This is a genomic window from Victivallis vadensis (genome assembly GCF_003096415.1).
Classification (GTDB): domain Bacteria; phylum Verrucomicrobiota; class Lentisphaeria; order Victivallales; family Victivallaceae; genus Victivallis; species Victivallis vadensis.
On sequence record NZ_QEKH01000001.1, the window covers coordinates 221,950 to 245,972 of the forward strand.

Below are 24,023 nucleotides of genomic sequence, written 5' to 3' on the forward strand. Positions count from 1 at the left end.
AGAACAAGGAAAAATGCCAATGAAATACCGCAACATCTGCACCTCGGCGATGCTGTTCGCCGCCGGAACCCTCTGCGCCGCAGTCCAGTTCGGCGTCGTCAGGGGCGAGAACAAATGGGGATACGCGGGCAGCCACAACACCCTGCTCCGCCCCGTACCCGCCGCCGGAAAACTGGAACTGGCGGTCGAATTTGAAGCCGCCGCCGGAAAGGAGACGCCCATTCCGCGCGAAAGCTGGTTCGGCATCTATCTGGAGGACACCCGGCAGCGTACCCGTTACATCTGGAGTTTGTTCAATCCCGGCTGGGATTCCGCGCCGCAGAACCTGACCCCGACACTGATCTCCTACGAGAAAAACGGCAATATGCAGCGCCGGGCCGCCGCCGATCCGGTTCCGGCGAATGGTCGCCGCCGCCTGGCCCTGACGCTTGAAAACGGCAAACTTTCGCTCGATTGCGCCGTCCCCGGCGAACCTTCCCGCACCATTCTGGAAACCGCAGTACCGACGGGTTTCGCGCCGGACCGGGCCGGAATCACAGTGGACAGCTACCACGCCAGGCCCGTCGCCCCGGTCCGGTTCGACTCCTTCACCCTGACCGCCGACGGCAGGAGCGAACGGGACGACTTCACCGATGCGGGGAATTGGGAAACAGGCTCCGGCCGCGGCCTCGCCGCCTGGCCCGGCGCGTCGGCCCCGGCCGCCGCCGACGATTCCCTGCAGAAACGGCTCGATGCGGGCGAACGGTCGCTCCGGCTCCCTGCCGCGACCTATTTTGTGGAGACGCTGAAGGTTCCCGGCGGGACTTCGCTTCATTTCGCGCCCGGCTCGCGGCTGCGGATTCTCGGCTCGATTGAGCTGGCCGGAGACGACATCACGATCGACGGCGCCCGTTTTGAATACGACCGCAGGAAAAGCGGCGCGCTCGTCACCGCCGAAGGCCGCTCCGGGCTGCGCTTCCTGAACTGTTCCACCGCGACCTGGCGGGGAACCGGACAGGATGCCGTGCCGCATGAGAAAGGCGCTCCGATCCTGTTCGCGCTCACCGGCTGCCGCGATATCCTCGTGGCCGACGGCCGTTTCGCCGATCTCTCCCACGTACTGCTCGCCCGGCACTGTTCCCGGATCACGGTGCGCGGCAACCGGGCGGAACGGTGCCGGACGCTGACCAACATCGCCGACGGCAGCGAGTTCCTGAACCACACCGGCAACTGGAGCCGCAACGTGGTCTACCAGTGCATGTGGTGGGGCGGCGACAGCAACGACACCAAACAAGGCATCGCTCCCGGCTCCGCCCGCACCGTGAAACGCACCGCTCCCGGCACGCCGGGCTTCCACCGCGACACCGCCGGAACCTACGACATCAGCGTACAGAACAATTTCGCCGAACACGGCACCACGCTGGCCTGGGGGTCCAAGGGACGCAATATCCTGATCAGCGGCAACATCGCCCGCTATATGGATGATCTCGCCTACGATACCGAAGGCGGCGAAAACGTGGTGATTTCCAATAATATTTCGGTCAACTCCGCCTGCGCCGGAATCGGCTGCTATTTCTACGGGGAACGGGTATTGATCGCCAACAATCAGGTGCTGGTCTTTGAAGAGGGCGCCGAAAAGCAGCGCGGCAATTTCATCCGCCTCCACAGCGCGGGCAAACCCGACCACTTCGGCAACGGCCAGATACTGGTCACCGGCAACCAGTTCATCGCCGAAACCGCCGCGCCCCGCGCCGTCAGCATCGAAACCGCGCGGGAAATCTTCCTCAAGGGCAACACCTTCCGCAACGGTCGGATCGCCGCCGTCAACGGCCATGCCGAGCGCATCGTGATCGCGGAAAACGACTTTGAAACAACGGCGGCGCAACCGAAAGCCGCGATCGAACTTGCGGGCGGCATCGAACACGCGATCCGGGGCAACCGCTTCCGGCTGCGCTCCGGCGGCGGCACGGCGCTGAAGCTCGGTGGAAACGATGTGCGCATCTTTCTCGACGGCAACCTGTTCCTCGGATACCGGACCATATTTGAGCTTTCCGAAAAATCAGCGGGCACACTGTTTTTCACCGGCAATCAATACGACGGCCTCCCCGGCTCCAAAGCGGACTGGCGCCTGGTCGAACAGAACAACCTCTATTACGGAACGGAGGCCAGATGAACCGCCTGATCCATCTCCTTTTTCCCGTTGCGCTCGGACTCGCTTCCGGAGCCGCCGCCGATCTGGTCGCCAGCCTCGACGCCGGCGGCAACAAATGGGGATATGCCGCCCCCCATGCCGCCACGGTCCAGCCGTGGGACGGCTCCCCCTTCACACTCGAAGCCGAGCTGCTCCGCCCCGCCCCCGGCCCCTCCGGACTTCTGCCGCGCGAATCGTGGTTCGGGCTTTTCATCGAGGACGGCCCAAACGGTTCCCGCTTCAGCTTCGGCCCTTTCAATCCGGAGCGGGACGCCAATCCGGCGCGGGTTCCGCTCGCCGCCGTCTGCTATGAAAAACGGGGGCACTTTCAGGTGAAACGCTCCAGTGAGCAGTGGGACGCCGCTGCCGAACGCCTCTTCCTGAAGGCCGAATACGACGGAGAGACGCTCCGGTTCTCCGCTTCCACCGACGGCCAGGCCTGCCGGGAAGCGCTGCGCATCGTTCCCGCCAAGCCCTTTATGCCGAACCGGATCGGGCTCACGCTGGACGGTTTCCACGACCGGAGCGCAATCCGGGAGCTGCGGGTGAAGGAGTTCCGCGTATCGGGAAGCGGCCCCGCCCGTTCCGACCGCTTCGACGGCAGCCGGCAGGCCGGCTGGAACAGCACGGAACCGAAGCGCGCCCGTTTCCTGCACCCGGTCGAACTGGAGCTGGAATGGCGCAACCCGCCTTCGGGCAACAACGTATTCGACCGCGGCCGGGAAGCCGCTTTCGCCCTCGAATTGCGCACCACGCAGCGTATCGGGGAGACGGTCGGCCTCCGGTTCCGCTGCTTCGACCGCGACGGCCGCGAACTCTGGAATAGCTCCGAAAGGCGCACGCTCACCGCCGAACCGCTCCGCCTCTCCGGTTCCGTCCCGGCGGAACGGCTGGCCCGCAACGGCGTCTACCGCCTGCGCGCCGAAGCCGCGCTGCCGGGGAAACCGGCGCAAATCCGCGAACAGCAGTTCGCCGTGATCCCGGTCATCCCGGTCACGCCGGACCGGTACGACCGGCGCTCCCCGTACAGCGGCAACTATTTCGCCGACTGGAACCTCGCGGCCCGGCTCGGCATCCGGCAGATCCGCCAGACCTGGCGGCAGCCCGGAGAGTTTGAAACCAGGCAATACGCCGAACGCGCCCGGGCCAACGGCCTGCTGGTCAACGGTCCCTGCCTTGATGCGGCGTTCCGGCCGCAGACGCCGCAGACGCTCGCGGCGAAGGCGGACCGTATCGCCGCCGCTTTCCTCAAGCTGGAGAAAAAGTACCCCGACTTCATCTACTGTCAGGAAATCTACAACGAACCGGAGAACTGGCCGCCGACCGCCGTGGAAACCGATCTCGTCCCTTTCGCCGCGCTGGTCGCCCGGGTCCGGCAGAACCTGCGCGCGGCGGGATCGAAGCTCCGGCTGATGTCGCCCGGCACCACCCATGTGAACCTCTCGTTCCTGAAAACGCTGGCGCTCGTCGGCGGCCGCGACGTCGTGGACATCGTCGCGGTCCACGGCTACCGCAGCCCGAACCGCCCCGAATTCGGCCACGAGGAGGATATCGCGGCGATCCGCGACCTCTTCGGAGACAAACCGGTTTATGTGAATGAGGACGCCTATTTTGCATTGACCGCCGAAAAGCCGGAGGGGCCGACCTCGATTACCCAGCCCTTCCACACCATGATCGAACTGGACGAATTGACCCATGCGATCTACCTGCAGCGCAAGTATCTGTGTCAATTCATGGCGGGTTACGCGCTGGTCAATCAGTTCGATTCGATCCGGAATCATTCGCTCTCCGAACATGAGTTCCACCGCCGTCCCGGCCTGGTGACGCTGGCCGCGCTCGCCGCGACGCTGCCCCATCCCGAATTCGTGCGGCGGCGCACCGCCTCCACCGACCATCTCTGGATACTCGACTGGACCACCGACGGCAGGCCGGTCACCACGCTCTGGAGCCTCAACGACTTCCATGAGGTCACCCTGACCGCGCCGGAACCGCTCCGGGTGCTCGACGCCTTCGGCAACGAAACCGCCAACGGGCGGAAAGTCGCGCTGACCGTCGGCGGTGCGCCGCTCTTCGTGCTGGGCGGACCGGTCGCGGTGGAAAAACGCGCCGTCACCGCCCGGCATCCGGCGATCGTGCTGCCCGAGGAAGAGCCGCTGGGGGAAAAGCCGTTCGCGATGGAGGTGTTCGGCCGCGCCGAAAGTCTGACGAAATCGGTGATTTCGGTCACGCTGCGCAACAACTCCGGCGCGCCCTTCGCGGGAACGGCAACGCCCCACTTCATGAACGACGCGCCCGCCTCCTGGCGCTTCACCCCGGCTTCACAGCCGGTCAAGCTGGCGCCCGGCGAAACCGTCACGCTGGAATTCACGCCCGGCAGCGGCGACCCGGCGGAGCCTTTCGATCCCTACCGCCCGGTCGCGGGCAAGGGATACAACGCGCTGTGGTGGACCGAGGGCTACCGCATCGCGGTCGAACTCTCCGCCCCGGCCGGAAACGCCGCGCTGCTCCACTCCCGGCGGCCGCTCTGCCTGCGCGGCATTCCCTTCGACGACCGGATTTCGATCGACGGCGACCTCGCAGACTGGAACGACATTCCGGAGTTCCCGCAGGTCGGCGGCGCCCGCAAGCGCAACACCGCCCTCGCCCGTTTCTGGACCGGTGCGGCGGATTACCGGCCGACCTTCAAATTCGCGTGGAACCGCGAAGGGCTGCTGTTCGCCGCCGAAGTCCTCGACGACAAGCATGACGCCGACTGCAAAGGACTTGACGCCTGGCGGACCGACAGCATCCAGCTCGGGCTCAACGCCGACCACGAACGCCCGGACTTCACCGGCTATCCGGTGCTGACCCTCGCGGACGGCAGCCCGGCGATCCTGCAGCGGGCCACGAAAGAACGCCCCGCGGGACCGCTGCCGGAAGTGCCGCTCAAGGTGATCCGCCATCAAGGGGGTTACGACAGGCCGGGACGCACCGTGTACGAATGCCTGATTCCGTGGCGGCTGTTGAAGTTCGACCCGGAGTCGGGGAAACCCTTCGGCTTCTGCGTGCAGTTCAACGAATCCGACGGCTGGTGGCGCAAGGGATGGGAGGGATATTTCCTGCAGATGGGCGGCCATATCATCGACCCGCGCCGCTTCGGCGACCTGACCCCGCTGAAACCGGATCACCGGCCGATGGAACGGCACAACCCCTGCAAGTAAAGCAGCGGCAGGAAGCCGCACCGCAGGCCGAGTTTATGGGGGCAGTACCGGCGGAAGTTTTCCGGGGTCACCGGAGCCGGGCGGCCGCAGCCGGCGTAGATGTCGTTCAGCAGCGCGATCAGCTTCTCCCGGTGCGGCCGGGCGGCGGCGAGAAAGGCGGCCCGGATTTGCGCCGGTTCAAACCGGGCTGCGGCGAGGGAGGCGACACACTTTGCGACACTTGCGGCGGAGTCGTCAGGCCGGAGCCGGTACGGTTCCGGCAGCAGCCCGTCCCGTCCGCCGAGATTCCGCGTCGAAACCACCGGAAGGCCGCAGAGCATATATTCGGCGCTGACGAACATCGCCCCTTCCTCCGCGGAAAGGCAGAGGCCGACCCGCGCCCGTCCGATCTCATCCGCGATGGAACGGTGCGGCACATACCGTTTCCAGACGGCCGCCGGCTTCTGTTTTTTCAGCGCATCCAGCGCAAATGCCTGTTCCGCACCGGAATAATCGCCGACCAGCAGCAGCGAATCCAGCTCCGCCGCCAGTTCATGACGCTTGAACGGAGTGATCCGCGCGACATAGACCGCATCGAACTCCTTGTCGTTCAAGGAGAGACGGTAGTTGCCCTCCTCCAGAAACGCATTCTGGTGGCAGTAGACGACCGGAAATCCGAGCTTGCGCACTCCCGTCTCCTCAACCGGTGAGTTGGCCAGAAACCGCACCTCCAATTGAGGAATCCGGCGGAGCGCCTCCTTCACCTCGCGCTCCAGCCGCGCCTGGCGCTCCTCCGTTTCGTAGTGCCAGCCGAACTGAAACACGCCGAACACCCGCTTTTTTCCGGCAAACCGGCGGGTGAAATCCTCCAGCCGGCCATAAAAATCAAACCAGTAAGCATAAAAGATGAACGGATCGCGATCCACAATATAATACGGCAGGCAGCGTTTCTGCAGCTGCCGCTTCAACACCGCCACGGGATTCATCGTTTTTCACCGTCCGTTCCGCGCTCCTCTTCGATGAAATACCGGGGGCGGGCTTTGACTTCCATATAGATTTTACCGATATACTCCCCGATCACGCCGGTGGCGAACAGCTGGAGCCCGCCCAGAATCAGGATGATGAACACCTGCGAGGTCCAGCCTCGCACCGTTCCGCCGTTCAGATAAACGATCCAGTAGTAAATCACGCCGAGCGCGCTCAACCCCAGCATCACAATTCCCAGCAGCGTGATCAGGCGGATCGGCGTCACCGAAAACGAGGTGATGCCATCCAGCGCCAGCAGCAGCATCTTCCGCAGCGGATAGTGCGTCGGCCGCTCCGCCGCCTTTCTCTCATAGGTCACGACCGCCTGCCGGAATCCCAGCAGCGGCACAATGCCGCGCAGGAAAAGATTCACCTCGCGGTACTCGCTCAACGCCTCCAGCGCCCGGCGGCTCATCAGCCGGTAGTCGGCGTGGTTGAACAGAATTTTCACCCCGAACCAGTTCATCAGCCGGTAAAACGCCTCCGCCGTGGAACGCTTGAAAAAAGTATCAGTATCCCGGCAGCTCCGCACGCCGTAGACGATATCGGCTCCGTTCTGGAACTCCTCGACAAAGCGGTCGATCACTTCGATATCGTCCTGCAGATCGGCATCGAGGGAGATCACCGCATCGGAGTTCTTCCGCGCGGTCATCAAACCGGCCCACAGCGCAATCTGGTGGCCGCGGTTGCGGGAGAGACGGATTCCGGCGATTTCCGGATTCGCTTCCTGCAAGGCGCAGACGATCTCCCAGGTCCGGTCCGATGAACCGTCATCCACCAGCAGGATGCCGCTCCCGGCGGCGATTTTCCCCGCTCCGGTCAGGCTGCGGAGCTTCTCCAGCAGACGTGCCGCGCTCTCCTCCAGGATCTGCTCTTCATTATAACACGGCACCACCAGCCGGAGAATCTCCTGCTTTCCCATGATTCCTCTCAAATTCAGCTCTCTGTTGCAACGATCGGGGCTATCTGCAGAATATAAATCCGTTTCACCTATAATGCAAATATACGCCGCGTACAAGTTTCCGGACCGGGATTTCGCCTTTGGCGGCCAAGATGCGCCGCAGCCCCTTCCTGTAACTTCAATGAGTGCGGGCGGCTTCGAGCACCATGTCCACACAACGTTCGATTCCGAGGAAGGCGGTGTTCAAAGTGAGATGATAATTCTGCACGACGCCCCACTGACGGCCGGTGTAGTGCCTGTAATAGGTTCTGCGCTTCGCATCGCGGTCCAGCAGGAACTTTTCCGGCTTTTCCGGCGCTTCGCCGTACTGGCGCAGGATGCGGTCGATCCGGAACTGCATATCGGCATGCAGGAAGACGTTCATGCAGTCGGAGCGCTCACGCAGGATGTAGTCGGCACAACGGCCGACGATCACGCACGGCTCCTTTTCCGCGAGGTCGCGGATCAGGTTGTGCTGAATCACATACAGTCGGTCCGAAACCGGCAGGGAACCGCCGCCGGCGCCCGCCGCCAGCGCCCAGTTGAAGAGGAAGGCGTTGGCGGATTCGGCATATTCGCCGTTCTCTTTGATGAACTCTTCGGCCAGACCGCTTTCTCTGGCGATCTTCGCGACGAGTTCCTTGTCATAGCAGGGGACGCCGAGCCGTTCCGCGACTTCCCGGCCGACGGTGCGTCCGCCGCTGCCGAATTCCCGGCTGATGGTGATAATGCGAACAGGATTCATGATTCGTGCCCTTTCATTCGAAAAACCGTGCGAGCACAATATAAGACTCACCAAACGGAATTACAACCGTATTTTTTTCAATTTTTTTCCGGAAAGGGGTTGACCGGCGCTGCACCGGACGATTATTTTACAGTATCGGAAATTCAGGAGATTCGACGATGATTTACAAAACATTCAAAGATTTGCATATTTCACAGCTCGGCATGGGCAACATGCGCCTTCCGGTCAATGCCGACGGTTCGATCGATACGGAACAGGCACAGCGGATCATCGACTACGCCTTCGACCACGGCGTCAACTACTACGACACCGCCTATGTTTACCATAAGGGTGAATCCGAAAGCTTCCTCGGGAACGCATTGCGGAACCGGCCGCGCGACCGCTATTTCCTGGCGACCAAATTTCCCGGTTTTCTGTTTACTCCGGGGCAGAACCCGAAAGATATTTTCGAGGAACAGCTCCGGCGGTGCCGCACCGGTTACTTCGACTTCTATTTAATGCACAACGTGAATGAGAAATCCATCGGCACCTACACCGACGAGCAGCTCAGGCTGCTGGACTATTTCGCCGGAGAACAGCGGAACGGACGAATCCGTTATCTCGGCTTCTCCTCCCACGGCAAACCGGAGACCCTTGCGAAGTTCGCGGACCATCACGAATGGGATTTCGCGCAGATCCAGTTGAACTATCTGGACTGGACGCTTCAGGATGCGAAAACGCAGTATGAAATCCTGACCGAACGCCGGCTGCCGGTGATCGTGATGGAACCTGTCCGGGGCGGCAGCCTCGCCGACCTGACCCCGGAGGCCAATGCGCTGCTCAAAGCGGCGGAGCCGGAACGTTCGATTGCGTCCTGGTCCTTCCGCTGGCTGACCGGGCTGGAAAACGTGCTGGTCGTGCTGAGCGGCATGTCCACGCTCGAACAGCTCAAGGACAATATCGCGACCTTCGACCGCCCCGATCCGCTTACCGCGGAACAGGAGGCGGTGCTGATGAAGGCCTGCGAACTGTTCCGCAATCATTTCAACGTCCCGTGCACCGCCTGCCGGTACTGCTGCGACGACTGCCCGCAGCAGCTGAACATCCCTGACCTGATGAACATCTACAACAGCTACAGCATCACGCCGAACGTCGCGATCATGCAGCGGATGGACCGGCTCAGGGAAAACGAGCGCCCCGCGAACTGCATCGCCTGCGGCGCGTGTACGCAGCACTGTCCCCAGTCGATCGACATCCCCGGTATCATGGCGAAACTCGCCGAGGTCATGCGCACACGCAGTTGAGCCGCCTGCGGTATGCGATCAGATCCGCGACACTCCCCATCTTCAAGTGATGCTTTTTCGCATAGAGTTCGAGGTCGGGGACGCGGGCCATCGTGCCGTCGTCCTTCAGTATCTCACACAGCACCGCCACCGGCGGCAGCCCGGCGAGCACCGCCATATCGACGCTCGCCTCGGTATGGCCGGGCCGCTCCAGCACGCCGCCGGGACGCGCGATCAGCGGGAACAGATGGCCCGGAGAATAGAAATCCTCCAGCGTACTGGCCGGATCGACCAGTCTGGCGACGGTCCGGGCGCGGTCGAACGCCGATACGCCGGTGGTCGTGCCTTCCACCGCATCCACGCTCTGGGTGAAAGCGGTGTGGCGGGGATCGTGCTTTCCCGCCGGTTCGGCCAGCTCGAGCCGGGCCGCGTATTCCGCCGACAGCGGGGCGCACAGCAGCCCGCGCGCATGAGTGACCATGAAATTCAGCATCGCGGCATCGGCGAAAGCGCCGGCGCCGATCAGGTCACCCTCGTTTTCGCGCCCTTCGTCATCGGTCACAATCACCAGTTCGCCGCGGCCGATTGCGGCGATCACATCTTCGATCGGATCAAACATTTTCCTTCACCTCGCATTATTGTACCCATCTCCGAGGCCCGGAATGAAAAATCCCGGAAGCAGTACCCAAACCGCTCCCGGGACGTAACGCCGGCATGTAGAACGCAATCGCATTCCATGCGTGTCAGCCTTCTTTCATCCAGACTTTACTGTCGGTTCCGGAATCGCACCGGATCGGCTCCGGAAACACCGTGTTCCCGAAGTTCGCGGACTTTCACCGCCGGTAGGGAATTTCACCCCGCCCCGAAGACTTATCTGATTTTTTCTTAATATATCCCGCGATCCCGTTTCTGTCAAGCCCGAGGAATTTCCACGCCGGGGACGGCGGCGCGGATCATCGCAAAATACTTGTCGTCAGGCACATATTCCGGCACGCTGTTGCCGGTTCCGAGCGCGTAGCCGCCGCGGGCGCGGGTCCGTTCGAGCATCGCGGCGGAGCGTTTGAAAATCTCACCCTCCGTCCGGCGGCACACGAAATCGACGTCGATGCCGCCGAGAATCGCGATCCGGTCGTGGTAACGTTCGTAAGCCTCCTCCACAGGCAGGATTTTATCCTCATACGAATGTTTCGCATCGTACCGGCAGACGTCGATGATGTCATCCATCAGGGCGTCGAGGCGGCCGCAGGAGTGCAGGATGGCCGGCTTGCCGTTGCCGTGGATCGCCTCGACCATTTTTTTGTGCCACGGCACGATATAGCGCCGCATATCCTCCGGACTGAGCATCGGCTGCGAATGGAATCCCCAGTCGTCGTTCACGATGCAGGCGCCCACCGCGGGATCGGCGGAGACGGTTTTGTAATAGTGCACCAGGCGCGAACCGACCTTCTCCGAAATCTCCCCCACCCACTCCGGATCATCGGCGACCGCGTAGCAGAGGTTGTCGAAGCCGATCAGCCGGATCATATTCTCCAGCATCCCGTCGGGGCCGTAGGCGATCAGCTTCATCCCCGGAGGCAGACAGGCGGCAGCTTCCTTCATATAACGGGAATCGTAAGCCTCCTCCGGCTCCCGCCAGCGGTAGTCCCGTTCGGCGGCCCGGTCCGTAAAGGCGGGAGCCTCGTTCATCGAGCAGCTCGCCTCCTGCGCCGGTCTCGGGTGCGGGAACAATCCCGGAGCCGCCAGAATCGGCGCGTAGTCGTACCCCGCGTTGCGGTATGCCGGAATGTGCATCAACCGCTCCGGCACCGCCTCATTTCCCGCCAGTTCCCGGTACAGCCGGGGATTCAGGAAAAACTCAAACAGCGTCGGCCGGTCCGGGACCTTGCGCTCCAACACCTTCAACAGATTGCCGAAATCAGGTTCGCGTTTCATATGCTTTCCTTTCAACCAATTCTATTACCTTACACACCCCGGCCGGAATTGCAATCCGGACGCCGGAAAATTCCGCCGATGGTGTGGAAAAAACACAATCGGCGGTATAAATTATCATAACATGATTCCGCAACAGGAGAAAAGAACGTGCAGAACCGGAACGACTCCTATTTCAAAGTCTACAAGACCACCGCCCTGCAGATGAGCGACTTCACCAACTCCATGCAGCTCTACGTATACGAACATGCGGTGGTCGATCTCTCCGACCGCTACTGGCGGGGGCAGAGCGACGTGAACTCCCACTGCAGCATCTTCCTGACCACCTGCCGGAATGCCGAAGTGCAGTGCGGCGGAGAACCGATCACCCTCAAGCCGTACTGCTTCTATTTCCTGCCCTCGCAGCTCCGGCTGACACTGGTGCGGCATGACCACGCCCGGCTCTACCACACGCTTTTCCGGATGAATTCGTGGTCCGGGCTCGACCTGTGGCACCTGCTCAAGCCGCATGCGGTGGAGCTGAACGAGTATCCGCCCGAACTTCTGGAAAAATACCTCGCCTGCGCCCGAACCGAAAATACGCCGGCTCCGCATGACAACGCCGCCATCAGCGGCGAACTCGGACTGATGGCCATCCTCTATGAACTGCTCTCCTTAATCTGGAAAGCCGGAAAATGGGAACTGCCGCTCCACAATCCCGACACTCTCGACCGTATCGAACGGGTCGTGAACTTCATCGAAAACAACCCGGAGCGCAACCACCCCGTCCCAGAACTGGCCCGCCTCGCCTGCATGAGCCGCGAACATTTCACGCTTGAATTCCGCAAGATCATCGGCATGCCGCCCGCCCGCTACCAGACCGAACGCAAGCTCCAGCAGATCCGGCTCCTGCTGCTCCGGGACACGCAGACGCTCGGCGAACTGGCGGAACGCTTCGGCTTCAGCAACGCGTTCCACCTGTCGCGCGTATTCAAGCAGCACTTCGGCATCGCCCCCAAATTCTTCCGGCAGCGGCGGTCACTTTTCTGACGCCTTGGCCACCGCGTAACTGCCAAGGCAGTGCCGCAACCGGGAGTAGCGCCCCTCGCGGAACAGTTGCCGCAACGTCTTTGCCGTCTCCGGCGGCAGCGCGGGCAACGCCAGCGCCCGTTCCAATCGTTGCCGGAGCATTTCGATCGTCTCCGGTGCGATTTCACAGCGGAAGGCCGTAACCTTGTTTTCCGCCAGTTTGAAAGCGGCCAACTCATACGCGCCCAACCGTATCTCCCCTCCGTGGAACGGTTTGTCATCCGTCAGGCAAACTCCTTCCGGTTCCCGGTCAAAGGCGAGCCGCACCGCCGCCTCATAAGGCTCACGGTTCACGCAGTACACGAATGTTTCCCCGTTGACGGTCAGTTGCCGCACCGCCACCGGATCGGTCGAACCGCCCACGGTCTCGAATTTCCGCCCGGGCAGGCGCCGGTAGCCCCGGGCAAATTCCCGGAACTCCGTGCGATGCACCTTGTCGAGGAACAGCCCGCCCGCCGTGATCTTCAGCGCGTCGCCGGAAGCCAGCGCGTGGGCGAAGTGTTCCATATACTGTCTGCCGGGTGGGAATGCCGGAGCGATACGAAGTTGCGAATCCCACCAGAAGCCGTCGGGTTCATAGCTGGAATTGATCCGGAACATGCCGTCCGCCTTTCCGCCGTAGACCTGATTGTACCGGGCGCAGTTCCGGTCGCCTTCTTCAGCGGGAAACCACAGGTGCCGCCCCCACGCCTCATGCCACGCATTGAAGATATAAACGCCGCAGTTGTCCAGCTCTGCCATCTTTTCCCACACCGAATCATCCAGATAGTCGAAATCGCGGAACATGTGAAAATATTCCGTTTCCTTTGTACGGTTTGACGGCGTGCGGTCGCGGTTGCCGCCGTCGGTCTGGAACATCACTTCGATGTTGCGCTCGCCCGCCAGCAGTGCCAGGTCGATACCGCCGTTGCGGTAGAGCCGGTCACAGCTTTCGCGGCTCCCGAACTGGCAGCCGGGGGTATTCACGTCGCAGACCGCCGGAACGAACGGCTCGTTCCACATCGTCAGCGAAAGCGTCAGGTCAGGCCGCTCGGCAATCATCGCGTCGCGGATTTTCAGCAGAAACGCGGCGATCTTTTCACAGCGCCAGCGAATCCACGTTTCGCGATGCTCCCCCAGCAGAAATTCACTGCGCTTGCGGAAACGCTCCGGGTCGAGCGGCTCCACCGGAACCGCAATGCCCGTTTCGCGCTCGAAAAGTCCCGCCGTGTAATCATCGTACCCCGACTTCAGCGAACCGAACCACAGGATCGTCGGCGCCCACATCGTCACACTGATCCCCCGGAACGACCGGAAGCGCCTGTACCTGCGGCAGGTTTCGCGGAAAAATTCCAGCACCGCCCGCTGCACTTCCGGGTGCAGCACATTGAACATCGGCCCGACCGGACAGCCGTCGATCCGGCTCTTTTCGCCGAACGCCATCCGGCGCGGCGCGGCTGTGTTGAAAGGGTCGTCGCTTTTCAGCATCTCCGGGTAGTTGGCCGAATGGTAAACCACCGTCCAATCCATCGTCCCGGACTGTACCATATTGTTGCACAGCATATTGTTGAAAGTCGGAGCGCCCGCCTCGATCGCACGCTGGTCGATATTCATTTTCCGCATCAGCGAATCAAGCCGCAGCAGCGTGAATTCCCCCATAAAACCGATCTTTTCGCGGTCGCAGCGGGCCAGCAGTTCCGCCGGCCAGTCTGCCGGGGCGTCGCTCCACGCAATATACTGGCGGCGGTCGTCGGCAACCGTGATGCTGAACACCTGCGCCGCTTCCCTGTCATTCGGAAACCACGGGCCGTGATACCAGCACAACGGATACACCAGTGTATTCTGGCCGGTGTGCCGCAGATAGGTGAAAACGTGCTCCATCCACTCCGCAAAGTTCTGCGCGCCCTCGCTCGCCTGCGTACCGCAGGGGTCCTCGTACTGCACGCCGAGGTCGCGCCCCCCTTCCCCGACCGGTTCCAGCGGAGCAAGTTCTCTTTCCTCCAATTCAAACACTTCAAAACTTTCGACCGCCGCCGCCTCATCCTGTCCCCAGGTCATGAAACAGAGCGAGAAATCCCCGAAGCGCGGCCAGAACAGTTGTTCAAGCTGCTGCATCGAATTGGAGATTTCCCAGCGGTGGCCCGTCACGACCGCGCAGCTCGCATCGTAGCTGGTGCCGTCCCCGATCATCATGAAACGGCGGCGGTTATCCGGGTAGCGCACCCGCAGCAGATGCGGGCGTTTCGGCGTCAGGCGGAACCGGTAGCCGAACCGCGCCAGCGGCGTCTCCGCCGCCTGCAGATAGCGGCCGCACCCGTCCTCCACCACCGCGACTTCGCCGCAATGAAAGAAATCGCGGTCGGCCGCATCGGTATCGGCACAATTTTTTCGGTAAACTGTTCTCATGGATTCAAATTTCCTGCCGCTTAACGTTCGGGGCGAATCGACCAGTTGGCCCCATAGTAGTCGTCCGTATAGCCGGGACTCATCGCGGCGACTTCACTGATCAGAATGCTCCTGACATTCCCGGCAGCCAGAAGTTCATTATTCATGCCGCCGTGCAGGAAACTTCCCTGATTCAATTTGTACGCGTCGGCAAAATACCAGTTCGGTCCGCAAAGGAAGTAGGGATGCCGCACGGCGTTTGCGTCATGCGTCTTTCCATCAAACATCAGACGGTAACGGCTCGGAGCGGCAACCTTGCTCAATCGCATCGGCCTGCTCTGCCACGGCGCTCCCGGCGAATAAGGACCAGAAACGTCTCCGGCATAAATATTGTAACAATAATTGGAAATATTGAGTCCGGGCTGATAAATTTCGCCGGCAGCACAATTGAACACCTTAGGCAGTTTTGCCCGAATTTCCTCATCCGTGGAACCAATATCTTTGATATCCCCGCTTCCTCCGAGTTGAGAATACAGCAATCCAAGCCAATTTTCAGAAATCGTTCCTCCATATCTGAAATTCGGCACAAATCCATCATTGTCAACACTGTAAGCATTGATCGAAAGCCCAAGCTGCTTCAGGTTGTTGACGCATGAAATCGACTTGGCCCGGTCACGCGCTTTATTCAGCGCCGGCAGCAGAATTGCGGCCAGGATCGCGATGATGGCTATCACCACAAGCAGCTCAACAAGGGTAAATCTTTGATTTCTAGACATTTTACTCCTTTCGTTCGTTAGGTGAGTTGTGTACATTTCAGTCACTCCTGTATATTTACCTGCCGTCCGGGACCGCCCCTGGCGTGCGGAGCCTGAAGGGCTTGCTCCCGCTCTGCGGGAGTAAGCTTCAGCTCCGCTTTCCAGTCGCACGTGATCATATAATTATACTTACGTTTAATTCGCATTTCCGTATCGTTACCGGCCATAAACTGGGTGCCGGTCATTTGCGGATGGCTCCGGAGGGCCTTTTTCAAGGCCTGCCCGCCTGCGGCGTGCACGATCGCCCGTCCACTCGCCTCGGACCTCCCGTTGACTTGCGAAGCACTTCCATTCGCGGGCGCGGCTTTGCCGCTTACTTGCCGGGCTGCGCCCGTCAACTCTTCAACGTTCGCTGCGCTCACTACGCCAGAGGGGCTTCGCTCTCTACGTTCGGCTTCGTCACTATCGTTCCTCGTTATTTTGCTACCGCAAAATAATTCCCTCACATTCGTTCACGGCGCTGACCGCACTTATTGTGCGCCGCGAAAATGGCAATGCCGATAAATTCCCCCGTTCATTTACAAAGTTGATTCCCACGGAAACAAACATTGTGAACTCCCGCGCCGCCGGAAAGGAATTGCGGCGGCGGCATGAATTCCGATTTCATCCAGCGGTTGCCGACCAGAAAGAGATTGCCGCACCAGTCGGCGGCGACGCCTCCGCGTTCCGCCACGCCGGAAAGACTGGGCCGATCGTTGATGACCGTATTGTTTCTGAACACGATATCGCGCCCGGAGGAGATGTAACTGATCACGCCGGGAGAGTTCACGAAACGGTTGCCCTCAAAGAGAATCCGGCTGATGATCGGATAGGAAGTCCGTTCCGGCGACGGATCGCTTTTCAGGAACACGCCGATATAGACCATCGGCGACTTTTCCGCCGCGTGATAATTGCTTTGGTTCACACCGGAGAAGATGTTGTTGCGCAACAGGATATTCGAGGCGCCGTACCCTTCGCACCAGCTGTTCAGCGTATAGCCGGTGGTGATCGCGATCCCCATCGCGTTATTCACGAACCGGCAGTTCTCCACGGTGATGTCGTTCGCCTGAAGCCGCATGCCGTGGGCGCGGTTGTCGTGGAAGTAGCAGTCGCGCAGGATGATATTCTTCGAGCCCTGCTCCCGGTTGAAAAGGATCAGGCGGTCGCCCGCTTTGCCCGGCAGCGGGTCGGCGAACTCCATCTCCCAGACCTCGCCTTCCGGTGTTTTCACCGGACGCTCGGCGACCAGCCGGGAGGTGACTCCGGCGGGTGAATAGTCCGCATTGCGGAATTCGATTTCATCGCCGACGAAGAAACCGCCGCTCCGGTGAACCACATGCAATGTTTTTTCTCCCCGCCGGATGCCGGTGCGCGACTGGTCGTTCACATTGAAACAGTCATCGTTGCCGAAGCTCATTTCGCAGTTTTCCATTTTGAAATACCCTTTGGCCTTGGTGATATGGACGCTGTCGGCCGACACAGTGATCGGGCGGAAGGTGCCGGGCTTGCGCACGATGTTCACGTTTTTCATCTGCCAATGGTGCTGGCCGTCATAAGCGTGAAACGCGAAACCGGGACAGGAGTACATGTCGATATCCTGCAACGTCAGGTGAATATTGCCCGACATCGCGACGCCGGTATAGGTGCCGTAATAGTGACTCATGCGAAACCTCTGGCCCGGTTTGAGCTGCTCCGGCATCCGGCCGCCGTTGAAAGAACCGGCTTCAACGCGCAACAGGTTGTCGCCGAGCCACTTCTTTTCTCCGGTCGGAGCCAGCCAGAAAGTGCCCTCCCCCATTCCGGCGGTGCTGTCGGCTTTCACCTGATCGATCAGGTTGATCCTGATGTCCCGCTGCGGGAACTTCCGGTAATCGACGAACCGGAAGTCGGCCCATCTCCGTTCCGGGTCGACTTTTTCGACTTCGATCAGGCTGGCGATCGGGTCGCGCTCCCAGTCCCAGTCGATCCTGAAATTGCGGAACCGCACCCGGCGGCAGCCGATGATGTTGAACATACAGCTTTGCACGTCGCGCGGCTTGCTGAAAATCAGTGTGGAACCCTGCCCGTCAAACTCGAAATCGGAAAAACCGTTGAATTCCAGCCAGTCGCTTGAGGTGAAGCGGTAGACGCCGTGGGGCAGCACCATCCGGGAAGCCTTCTGTTTCCGCGCGGCTTCGACCGCGGCGCGAAACTCCGCGGTATTGTCGCTTTTATCCGGGCTTACCCCGAAATCCGCGACATTGACCATGACGTCGTTCAACTTTGCAGGTTCTTCGACTTCAAATTCTTCCGCCCCGGTTACCACGGGAATTTTCTTTTCGTCGATGGCGGAGTCCGCCAGCGGATCAATCGGGGTGAATTCGGCGGCAGAACCTCCCAGCACTCCGCAGCACATCAGTAAGACAAGCGATTTTTTCATTGATTACAACTCCCTTTCCGTCATTACTCCAATATTATACCACAGAGCAAGCCGGATTGAGAATAGATGAATCGCCAAAAACATATCTGTTTGTGAGAAGTTCCACAAAAAACAGCGGCGGCGCCGATCACACGGATCGCGCCGCCGCCTCAACTCAGCCGGATGTATTTCACCGGAACTTGATGATCGGATAACGCTCCGGGTCCTTGTTTTCTGCAATGCCGGGTGCGACGCCGATACAGGATTCACGCATTTCGCCGTCATTGTCGTTGACGATCAGATTCAACCTGAAACCGCGCTTCTTCGCCGTTTCCTTCAGGCCGATCGCCTCAAACGGAATCGCCGCACGGTACACCGTCTGCTTTTTCTTCTCGTCACGCGACGTTTCCAGCCGAACCGCCCCGGCAGCCTTGTCCGCCGAAAAACCGGAAGGGGCAAGCCAGACAAACGCTTCGCTTTTTCCATCGTCCAGCCGGGTGAAGCCCAGTTCCCACATCCCTTTCTGCCCCGGCAGCTGCAGCGCCATCTGGATGTTGTCGCCGCGCCAGACCTCCGCCCCGAAACCGGGTTGATGATGGATGTCATCGGTCACGACCGCCTCGAAAAGCAATGCCTGCCGGTCATGTGCCAGCCGGATTTCGGCGGAAAGGTCCGCAGGCCCCTTCCAGAACAGATGTTCCTTCTCCGGCACATTCGGCGCAAACGGAATCACCTGCGCCGCTTCACGCAGCACGAATACCGGCGTCCGGGGCATCTCCGTTTCCAGCCAGACCACGGTGCGTACCGGATAACACAGTTCGCCGTGCCACAATCCGCCGAGCACCAGCTCCAGTTTCATTTCGGCAGGCCGGCTGTCCGGCGAACGAAATTCGGGAGCCGCAGTCAGCTTCAGCGGCAGCTTGCGGCACTCGCCCGGTTTCAATTTCAACTTCTGTCCGACCGCGGACAGCGTTACTCCCGCCGGCGGCCTCCAATTCAGTTCCAGCTCCAGCGGCCGGGCCGTCGGGTTGCAAAACTCCGGCATAACCTCGCTTTCACGACCGGGCGTGACGGAAAACACCAGTCCCGATTTCAGAAACTCTCCGGCCCCCTTCAGTTCGGCGGCATCCGCTTCCAACCGGATGGTGACCGGGCTGCGCCCTGCCTTGAATACCAGTTGGCCGCCTCGAACCGGCAGGGAAGCCACATTTCCGAACAGGTCGATTTCCTCCGCCCGGCCGGAAATGCCGGAAAGACAAAGCGGGGTGCCGTCGCAGCCCGGATCATTGTTCCAGACCGCCAGCAGCAGCCTGCCGTCCGAAGCCTTGAAAAGAAAAGCCTCGATATTGCCGCCGAACCGCACGGCCCGCAGAAATTCCGCCTCGCGATACGTACCGGAAAGCGCATTGTAGACCGCATAGGCGGCTTTCGGCTGAAAGTCTCTGGTAATCAAGCCGAAATTATGTTCGTTCGCATTGGGATCGAAGCCGTCGTTGCGCAGATCGTACCAGTTGTAACCGATCGCTCCGTTGGCCCAACTGTACAGAAACTTCTGAAACAGGGTTTCCGCCTGCTTCATTTCACCGATCAGAATGGCGGAAATCGCGGTTTCGTTGGCATACCACGGCGCTTCAATGCCGAGGTCGCGGCGCATCTTCACCAGCCGGTCCACCTGGTTGCGGTAGCTCGACATCGAGCCGTGCCCGTGAAACGCCAAGACATCATAAGAACCTTTCCCTTCGGTCAGGGTACGTGTCATGTGGTCCTTCTCCCTCATCTTCGGCGAAGAACCGGGCATTCCGGTATAACCGCCGGTCAGGACGCTCATCTCCGGCGCGGCCTTTTTGGTTTCGGCATAGGCGATTTTCATCATTTCAATATACTCCGAAACCGGAAAATTGGCGAAGCCGATATGGTCCGGTTCATTCCAGACCTCGACATACCGCAACCTGCCGCGATAATGTTCCGCAAAAGCACGGATGAATCTGCGCCAGTGGCCGTAATCGGGGCGCGGCTTGCCTTTGTAGTTCGGGGCGAGCGGCTTCCACTCCTTTGCAACGGCCCACTTCGGCAAATAGCAGTAGATCGCCTGAACCTCGATATTCTGCGCCCCGAACGCCTCCACCACCCGGTCGAAGCTGCCGAACAGCCAGCGGCCGGGAGCGGGCTGGATGCGTTCCCAGTAGATATCCGTGCGCATGATTTTGACGCCGCACAGCGCGGCGGCCCGTGCTTCCAGCTCCAGGTCCCGGTCGGACAGCCCCTGCGGATGCGAGCAGACGCCGAACAGAAATCCCTTCGCCATCCCCGGCGTGGGTCCAGCGGGCCGCATATAGCAGTAACGGTACTGCTTTTCAAACGTTTTCAGCTGCGGATCGTTCTCCCGGAACCGGACATCCACATAATATACTCCGAACTTCTTCGGTTTCATCAACGGGAACAGCAGTTTTCCCCCCGGAGCAAGCGTGATTTTCCGCGTCGCGTTCTCCAGCTCCGCGCCGAATGCGTCGGCGACCCGGTAAAAAAGCTCTCCCTCCGCTTTTTCCTTTCGGGGATTGACCAGCGAAATTCCCGGCGCCTCTTTCCGCTCCGGTGTCAGAATCTGAAGCGGCGACCCGGTTTCCAGCTGCGGCTGAAGCGGCAGTCCCGAATGCAGCACCTCAATTTCGACTGCGCCGATACCGAGGTATCCTTTTCCCTCGCGGGAATTGAAATCCGAGGCGAAACCGGTCAATTTCGCCGGAAAATCGATCCGCCGGTTCGCTCTCTTTCCCCAGCTGCCGGCCTTCGGTTTCCCGGCGTCGATCTGATAGGCAAACTCCCGCCATCCCCTGTCTTCCGCCGCAAGCGGCCGAGTGAACTGGAACGTCTCCCCCTCCCGGTCGGTAATGCGCAGATTGAAGTTCCGCGACTTGCCGCCCTCCGGGATAAAGGCGCGCACCCGGATCTGCGCGGTCCTGAATTCCGGCAGCTTCACTCCCGGCTTAAGCTGAAATTCAAAATAACCGGAACGCGCGCAATCCCAATCGATCCGCAAAGCGTCCCGCTGTTCCAGCGATTCGATGCGGACCGACTGGCCGCGTTTTTCCGGCGTGTGCAGAATCACATTCTCCGGCTTTGCTTTCCCGCAATCCAGCAGTTCTCCGCCCCGCACCGCAAACGACAGTGCCAGCACCGCAACCACTGCCGCCGAACGGCAGATGTTCCAATCACATTTTTTCATTCTTTCTCCATTTGGCATTCGTTTGGCCGGGGCCGGTTACAACTGGTCGATCTTTTCCATCCGCGACTCGAAACTGCTGCCGCTGCGGTAGGTATTGAGCGACACCCATGACGCGGAACCGTCGACGCGCGCCACGGTAATGCCGCGATTGTGATTCGGCGGAATTTTACCGACTTCGACACCGTTGCGCAGCATCCGGTCTCCTGAAATGCAAAAAGAAAGCACTTCGTTCTTCAGGCGTCCGAGCGGTTTGTTGAAACTCGGCAGACAGCAGGAGACGTTGGAAAGATCGCGGGAATAGATGTAATCCGCAAAATTATACACTCCCGCCTGATTCCACCCGTCCTTCGGGTTGGAGGGACATTTCAGGATCTTCGGGCGGTTGTTCCCGGTTACCCGTCTGGTGAAATCCGCATCCGTCCCGCCCAGATATTTTCCAGCCGCCACCAATCCGAGGCCGACGTTGGGATATGCCAGCTTGCTTTCGGAGAGCGAACGGTTCTCCGTCACCCCTGCCCCCAGAATCGAAGTGATCGTCGCCGGCAGCTGATCCCCGAAATCCGACGTATACATCAGAATCCCGGTTACAATCTGCTTTTCATTGTTCACGCATTGGATCTGCTGCGCACGGCTGCGGGCCTTGTTCAACGCAGGCAGCAGCATCGCCGCCAGAATCGCAATAATGGCTATTACAACGAGCAGCTCAATCAGAGTGAAGTAGATAGAAGCCGCCTTCCTGACGTTATTCATCACCGGCAACTTGACAGACCTGAAACTTTTTTGCATTTATTTTCCTCCTGCTTTTATCTCTTATCGGCCAAACGGCTTGACTCTCGTTCAATCAGCTCCACCGGCAGGCACTTCGTCACCGGGCGGCTCACTTTGCCCATGATTCGCTCATGCAACAGTTTTGCCGCCTCGTAACCGATTTCGCGGCGCGGCTGGCGCACCGAACTGAGCGGACACTCCAGGCAGCTCGCCAGCGGCAGGTCGTCGAAACCGAACACCATCACATCACGGCCGATCTTCAGTTTCAGTTCTTCGGCGGCCCGGTAGATACCCCGCGCCACGTAGTCGTTCATCGCCATGATGCTGACCGGGCGCTCCACCCGGCGCAGGAATTCCAGCGCGGCCCGATAGGGCGGCTCCTGCTTCTTTTCGACCGGCCAGAATTCCGGGCGGTTGTCGGTCGAGGGATAAAAGCAGGTGCATTTCTCCACCTCGCGGTCGAAGCCGCCGTCGTTCATCGCCCGGCAATAGCCCTCGTACCGCAGGCGCTGGGTGTCGTTCTCCGGCTCCGCCCCGAGATAGTAGACCGGCCGCCGGAACTCCACAAGCATCTTCACCACCGCCCGGTACACGCCTCCGGCATTGTCCACCTCGATACAGGAGAGTTCCAGCCCCTTCACCGGCCGGTCCACGCAGACCAGCGGGAAATCGCGCGCCGCCAGCTTCCGCAGCGCCTCCGCGTAACCGTCGAAATTATAGGGCAGCACCACGATCCCGGAGACGGCAAGTTCATTCACATGCGCCAGCTCCTCAAGGACTTTCGCGTGCCCCTCGACATTCTGGAACAGATGGAATCCGATCCCGGCCTCCGCCGCATACGCCTTGATTCCGTCGCTGATGCCGATGGTCATCGCATCGGGGAAACCGGCCCAGACCGCGCCCAGCGTGATCTTCTCCGGCGGCAGGGTTCCGGCGGACAGTTCTTCCACTGAAAGCCGTGATTTCAGGTCCGGGTTGATCAGGGAGCCGCGGTTCGGCTCCTTGATCAGCACTCCTTCCCGGTTCAGGATATCCAGCACACGGCGGATCGTGGTGCGCGACACTTCATACTCCCGGGCCAGCACATCCTCGCCCGGCAGGTATTTCGCGCCGTCGAACCGCCCTTCCCAGATATCACGCACGATCACATCCGACAGCCGGACCGCTTTGCTGTTGTATTTCATCACTCCCGCCACATTGTATTAATTTTTATTGAACTGTATATAATTATGGCTCAAGATGGACAAAATGTCAAGAGCATTGTTTGAAATTTATCAAATTTTATACAAAAAAAAGCCTCCCCGGCTGCGGGGAAGCCTGTCTTTCCGGAAAGCGCCGCGAACTACGGCCGCTCCTCCTCCTGCCGGATCAGTTCGCGCTGGAGCCGGGTCAGGTATTCGGTGAACCGGGCGATCTCCTGATCGTCGAAGCCCTGCATGAAACTGCGGATCCGCTCCCGGTAAGGCCCTTCGACATGCTCAAGGATATCGCGGCCGGCGGGAGTCAGTTCGAGCGCGTAGGCGCGCTGGTCGCCGGGCGAGGCGCTGCGGGTCAGCAGCCCGGCGGCCTCCATCCGCCCGCAAACCCCGGTCAGGTTGGATTTGTCGACCAGCAATCGTTCGGAAAGCTCCCGCTGACTCAACGGATGCTCCGCATATTTCAGCAGGATCATGATATTGAACTGCACTTCGCTGGAAAGATATTCCTGAAAAAATTTCCGCGCATGTTTTTTCAACAGCAATCCCGACCACCAGACTCCCATCAGGGCCTCATGCTTGCGGTCTTCGAATTTCAGGATCTCGTTGTATAATTTCTTTTCACTCATTCCGGTTACCTCTATCTGTGGAACGTTTTCTATAGTACCACCAAACCGGGGTTCCATCAACGGGATTTTCATAAAAAAGCGCAAAAAATCAATTTATTTTCAAAATCAACGGAAAAATATCCGGTTTTCAGATTGTATTCAACAAAACAGGCGTTATATTGGTAATAGATTCTGAAAATTTCAGTGCAAAGGCGCCGCCAACGTTGACGACGCGGATGAAACAGGCACTTTTCGGAACTCGCTGTAAGGAATAAAAAGCATTTTGAATCATATCCGGCTTTGGACCGGCGCTGTCGCCGGCACACTAATTTTACGATCCAACAGCTGTTAAG

General features: G+C 60.1%; 16 protein-coding genes and 1 riboswitch. Of the genes, 4 read left to right on the forward strand and 12 right to left on the reverse strand.

Annotated features, from left to right (window positions below; genetic code table 11):
• Positions 1-19: 19 nt before the first annotated feature.
• Both C8D82_RS00960 and C8D82_RS00965 read left to right on the forward strand, forming a co-directional pair.
• Positions 20-2,152, forward strand: coding sequence for a right-handed parallel beta-helix repeat-containing protein (locus C8D82_RS00960; protein WP_116882385.1), 2,133 nt, complete (start codon positions 20-22; stop codon positions 2,150-2,152).
• Positions 2,149-5,370: a sugar-binding protein gene (locus tag C8D82_RS00965; protein WP_116882386.1), complete on the forward strand. Its 3,222-nt coding sequence runs from the start codon at positions 2,149-2,151 to the stop codon at positions 5,368-5,370. Before C8D82_RS00960 ends, C8D82_RS00965 begins: the two co-directional genes overlap by 4 nt.
• Here C8D82_RS00965 and C8D82_RS00970 read toward each other — a convergent pair.
• The 3 genes from C8D82_RS00970 to C8D82_RS00980 form a co-directional block, all read right to left on the reverse strand.
• A complete protein-coding gene (locus C8D82_RS00970) occupies positions 5,334-6,335 on the reverse strand; it encodes a glycosyltransferase (protein WP_116882387.1) in 1,002 nt (333 codons plus the stop codon). The genes C8D82_RS00965 and C8D82_RS00970 overlap by 37 nt on opposite strands.
• Positions 6,332-7,297 (reverse strand): glycosyltransferase family 2 protein, encoded by a 966-nt coding sequence (locus C8D82_RS00975; protein WP_116882388.1) that lies wholly within the window; start codon positions 7,295-7,297, stop codon positions 6,332-6,334. The genes C8D82_RS00970 and C8D82_RS00975 overlap by 4 nt, the downstream gene beginning before the upstream one ends.
• Before the next feature lie 157 nt (positions 7,298-7,454).
• Positions 7,455-8,060, reverse strand: coding sequence for a cytidylate kinase-like family protein (locus C8D82_RS00980; RefSeq protein WP_116882389.1), 606 nt, complete (start codon positions 8,058-8,060; stop codon positions 7,455-7,457).
• 158 nt (positions 8,061-8,218) lie between these two features.
• Here C8D82_RS00980 and C8D82_RS00985 point away from each other — a divergent pair, with 158 nt between their 5' ends.
• Positions 8,219-9,343 carry an aldo/keto reductase gene (locus tag C8D82_RS00985; RefSeq protein ID WP_116882390.1) on the forward strand — a complete coding sequence of 375 codons (1,125 nt, stop codon included), beginning with the start codon at positions 8,219-8,221 and terminating at the stop codon, positions 9,341-9,343.
• Here the strand turns inward: C8D82_RS00985 and ribB are convergent.
• Together ribB and C8D82_RS00995 are read right to left on the reverse strand one after the other, a co-directional pair.
• A complete protein-coding gene (ribB, locus tag C8D82_RS00990) occupies positions 9,324-9,941 on the reverse strand; it encodes a 3,4-dihydroxy-2-butanone-4-phosphate synthase (protein ID WP_116882391.1) in 618 nt (205 codons plus the stop codon). The two genes, C8D82_RS00985 and ribB, sit on opposite strands and share 20 nt — an antisense overlap.
• Before the next feature lie 123 nt (positions 9,942-10,064).
• Positions 10,065-10,196, reverse strand: a riboswitch (FMN riboswitch).
• A gap of 38 nt (positions 10,197-10,234) precedes the next feature.
• The gene (locus tag C8D82_RS00995) at positions 10,235-11,254 is read right to left on the reverse strand and encodes a uroporphyrinogen decarboxylase family protein (protein ID WP_116882392.1); all 1,020 of its coding nucleotides are present in this window, start codon (positions 11,252-11,254) and stop codon (positions 10,235-10,237) included.
• A 147-nt stretch (positions 11,255-11,401) separates the two neighbouring features.
• Between C8D82_RS00995 and C8D82_RS01000 the strand changes: the two genes are divergently transcribed.
• Entirely contained in the window at positions 11,402-12,280 is an 879-nt protein-coding gene (locus C8D82_RS01000) for a helix-turn-helix domain-containing protein (RefSeq protein WP_116882393.1), read from the forward strand.
• Here the strand turns inward: C8D82_RS01000 and C8D82_RS01005 are convergent.
• The 7 genes from C8D82_RS01005 to C8D82_RS01040 form a co-directional block, all read right to left on the reverse strand.
• On the reverse strand, positions 12,269-14,704 hold the full coding sequence (locus tag C8D82_RS01005) for a hypothetical protein (protein WP_116882394.1): 2,436 nt from the start codon (positions 14,702-14,704) through the stop codon (positions 12,269-12,271). The two genes, C8D82_RS01000 and C8D82_RS01005, sit on opposite strands and share 12 nt — an antisense overlap.
• 20 nt (positions 14,705-14,724) lie before the next feature.
• Entirely contained in the window at positions 14,725-15,459 is a 735-nt protein-coding gene (locus C8D82_RS01010) for a prepilin-type N-terminal cleavage/methylation domain-containing protein (RefSeq protein WP_116882395.1), read from the reverse strand.
• Between the two features lie 553 nt (positions 15,460-16,012).
• On the reverse strand, positions 16,013-17,896 hold the full coding sequence (locus C8D82_RS01020) for a right-handed parallel beta-helix repeat-containing protein (RefSeq protein ID WP_116882397.1): 1,884 nt from the start codon (positions 17,894-17,896) through the stop codon (positions 16,013-16,015).
• Between the two features lie 169 nt (positions 17,897-18,065).
• Positions 18,066-21,098 (reverse strand): sugar-binding protein, encoded by a 3,033-nt coding sequence (locus tag C8D82_RS01025; protein ID WP_165832747.1) that lies wholly within the window; start codon positions 21,096-21,098, stop codon positions 18,066-18,068.
• A 36-nt stretch (positions 21,099-21,134) separates the two neighbouring features.
• Positions 21,135-21,884 carry a prepilin-type N-terminal cleavage/methylation domain-containing protein gene (locus C8D82_RS22020; protein WP_116882399.1) on the reverse strand — a complete coding sequence of 250 codons (750 nt, stop codon included), beginning with the start codon at positions 21,882-21,884 and terminating at the stop codon, positions 21,135-21,137.
• A gap of 17 nt (positions 21,885-21,901) precedes the next feature.
• Positions 21,902-23,050 carry a GntR family transcriptional regulator gene (locus C8D82_RS01035; protein WP_116882400.1) on the reverse strand — a complete coding sequence of 383 codons (1,149 nt, stop codon included), beginning with the start codon at positions 23,048-23,050 and terminating at the stop codon, positions 21,902-21,904.
• 158 nt (positions 23,051-23,208) lie between these two features.
• Positions 23,209-23,691, reverse strand: coding sequence for a MarR family winged helix-turn-helix transcriptional regulator (locus C8D82_RS01040; RefSeq protein WP_165832748.1), 483 nt, complete (start codon positions 23,689-23,691; stop codon positions 23,209-23,211).
• Between the last annotated feature and the right edge of the window lie 332 nt (positions 23,692-24,023).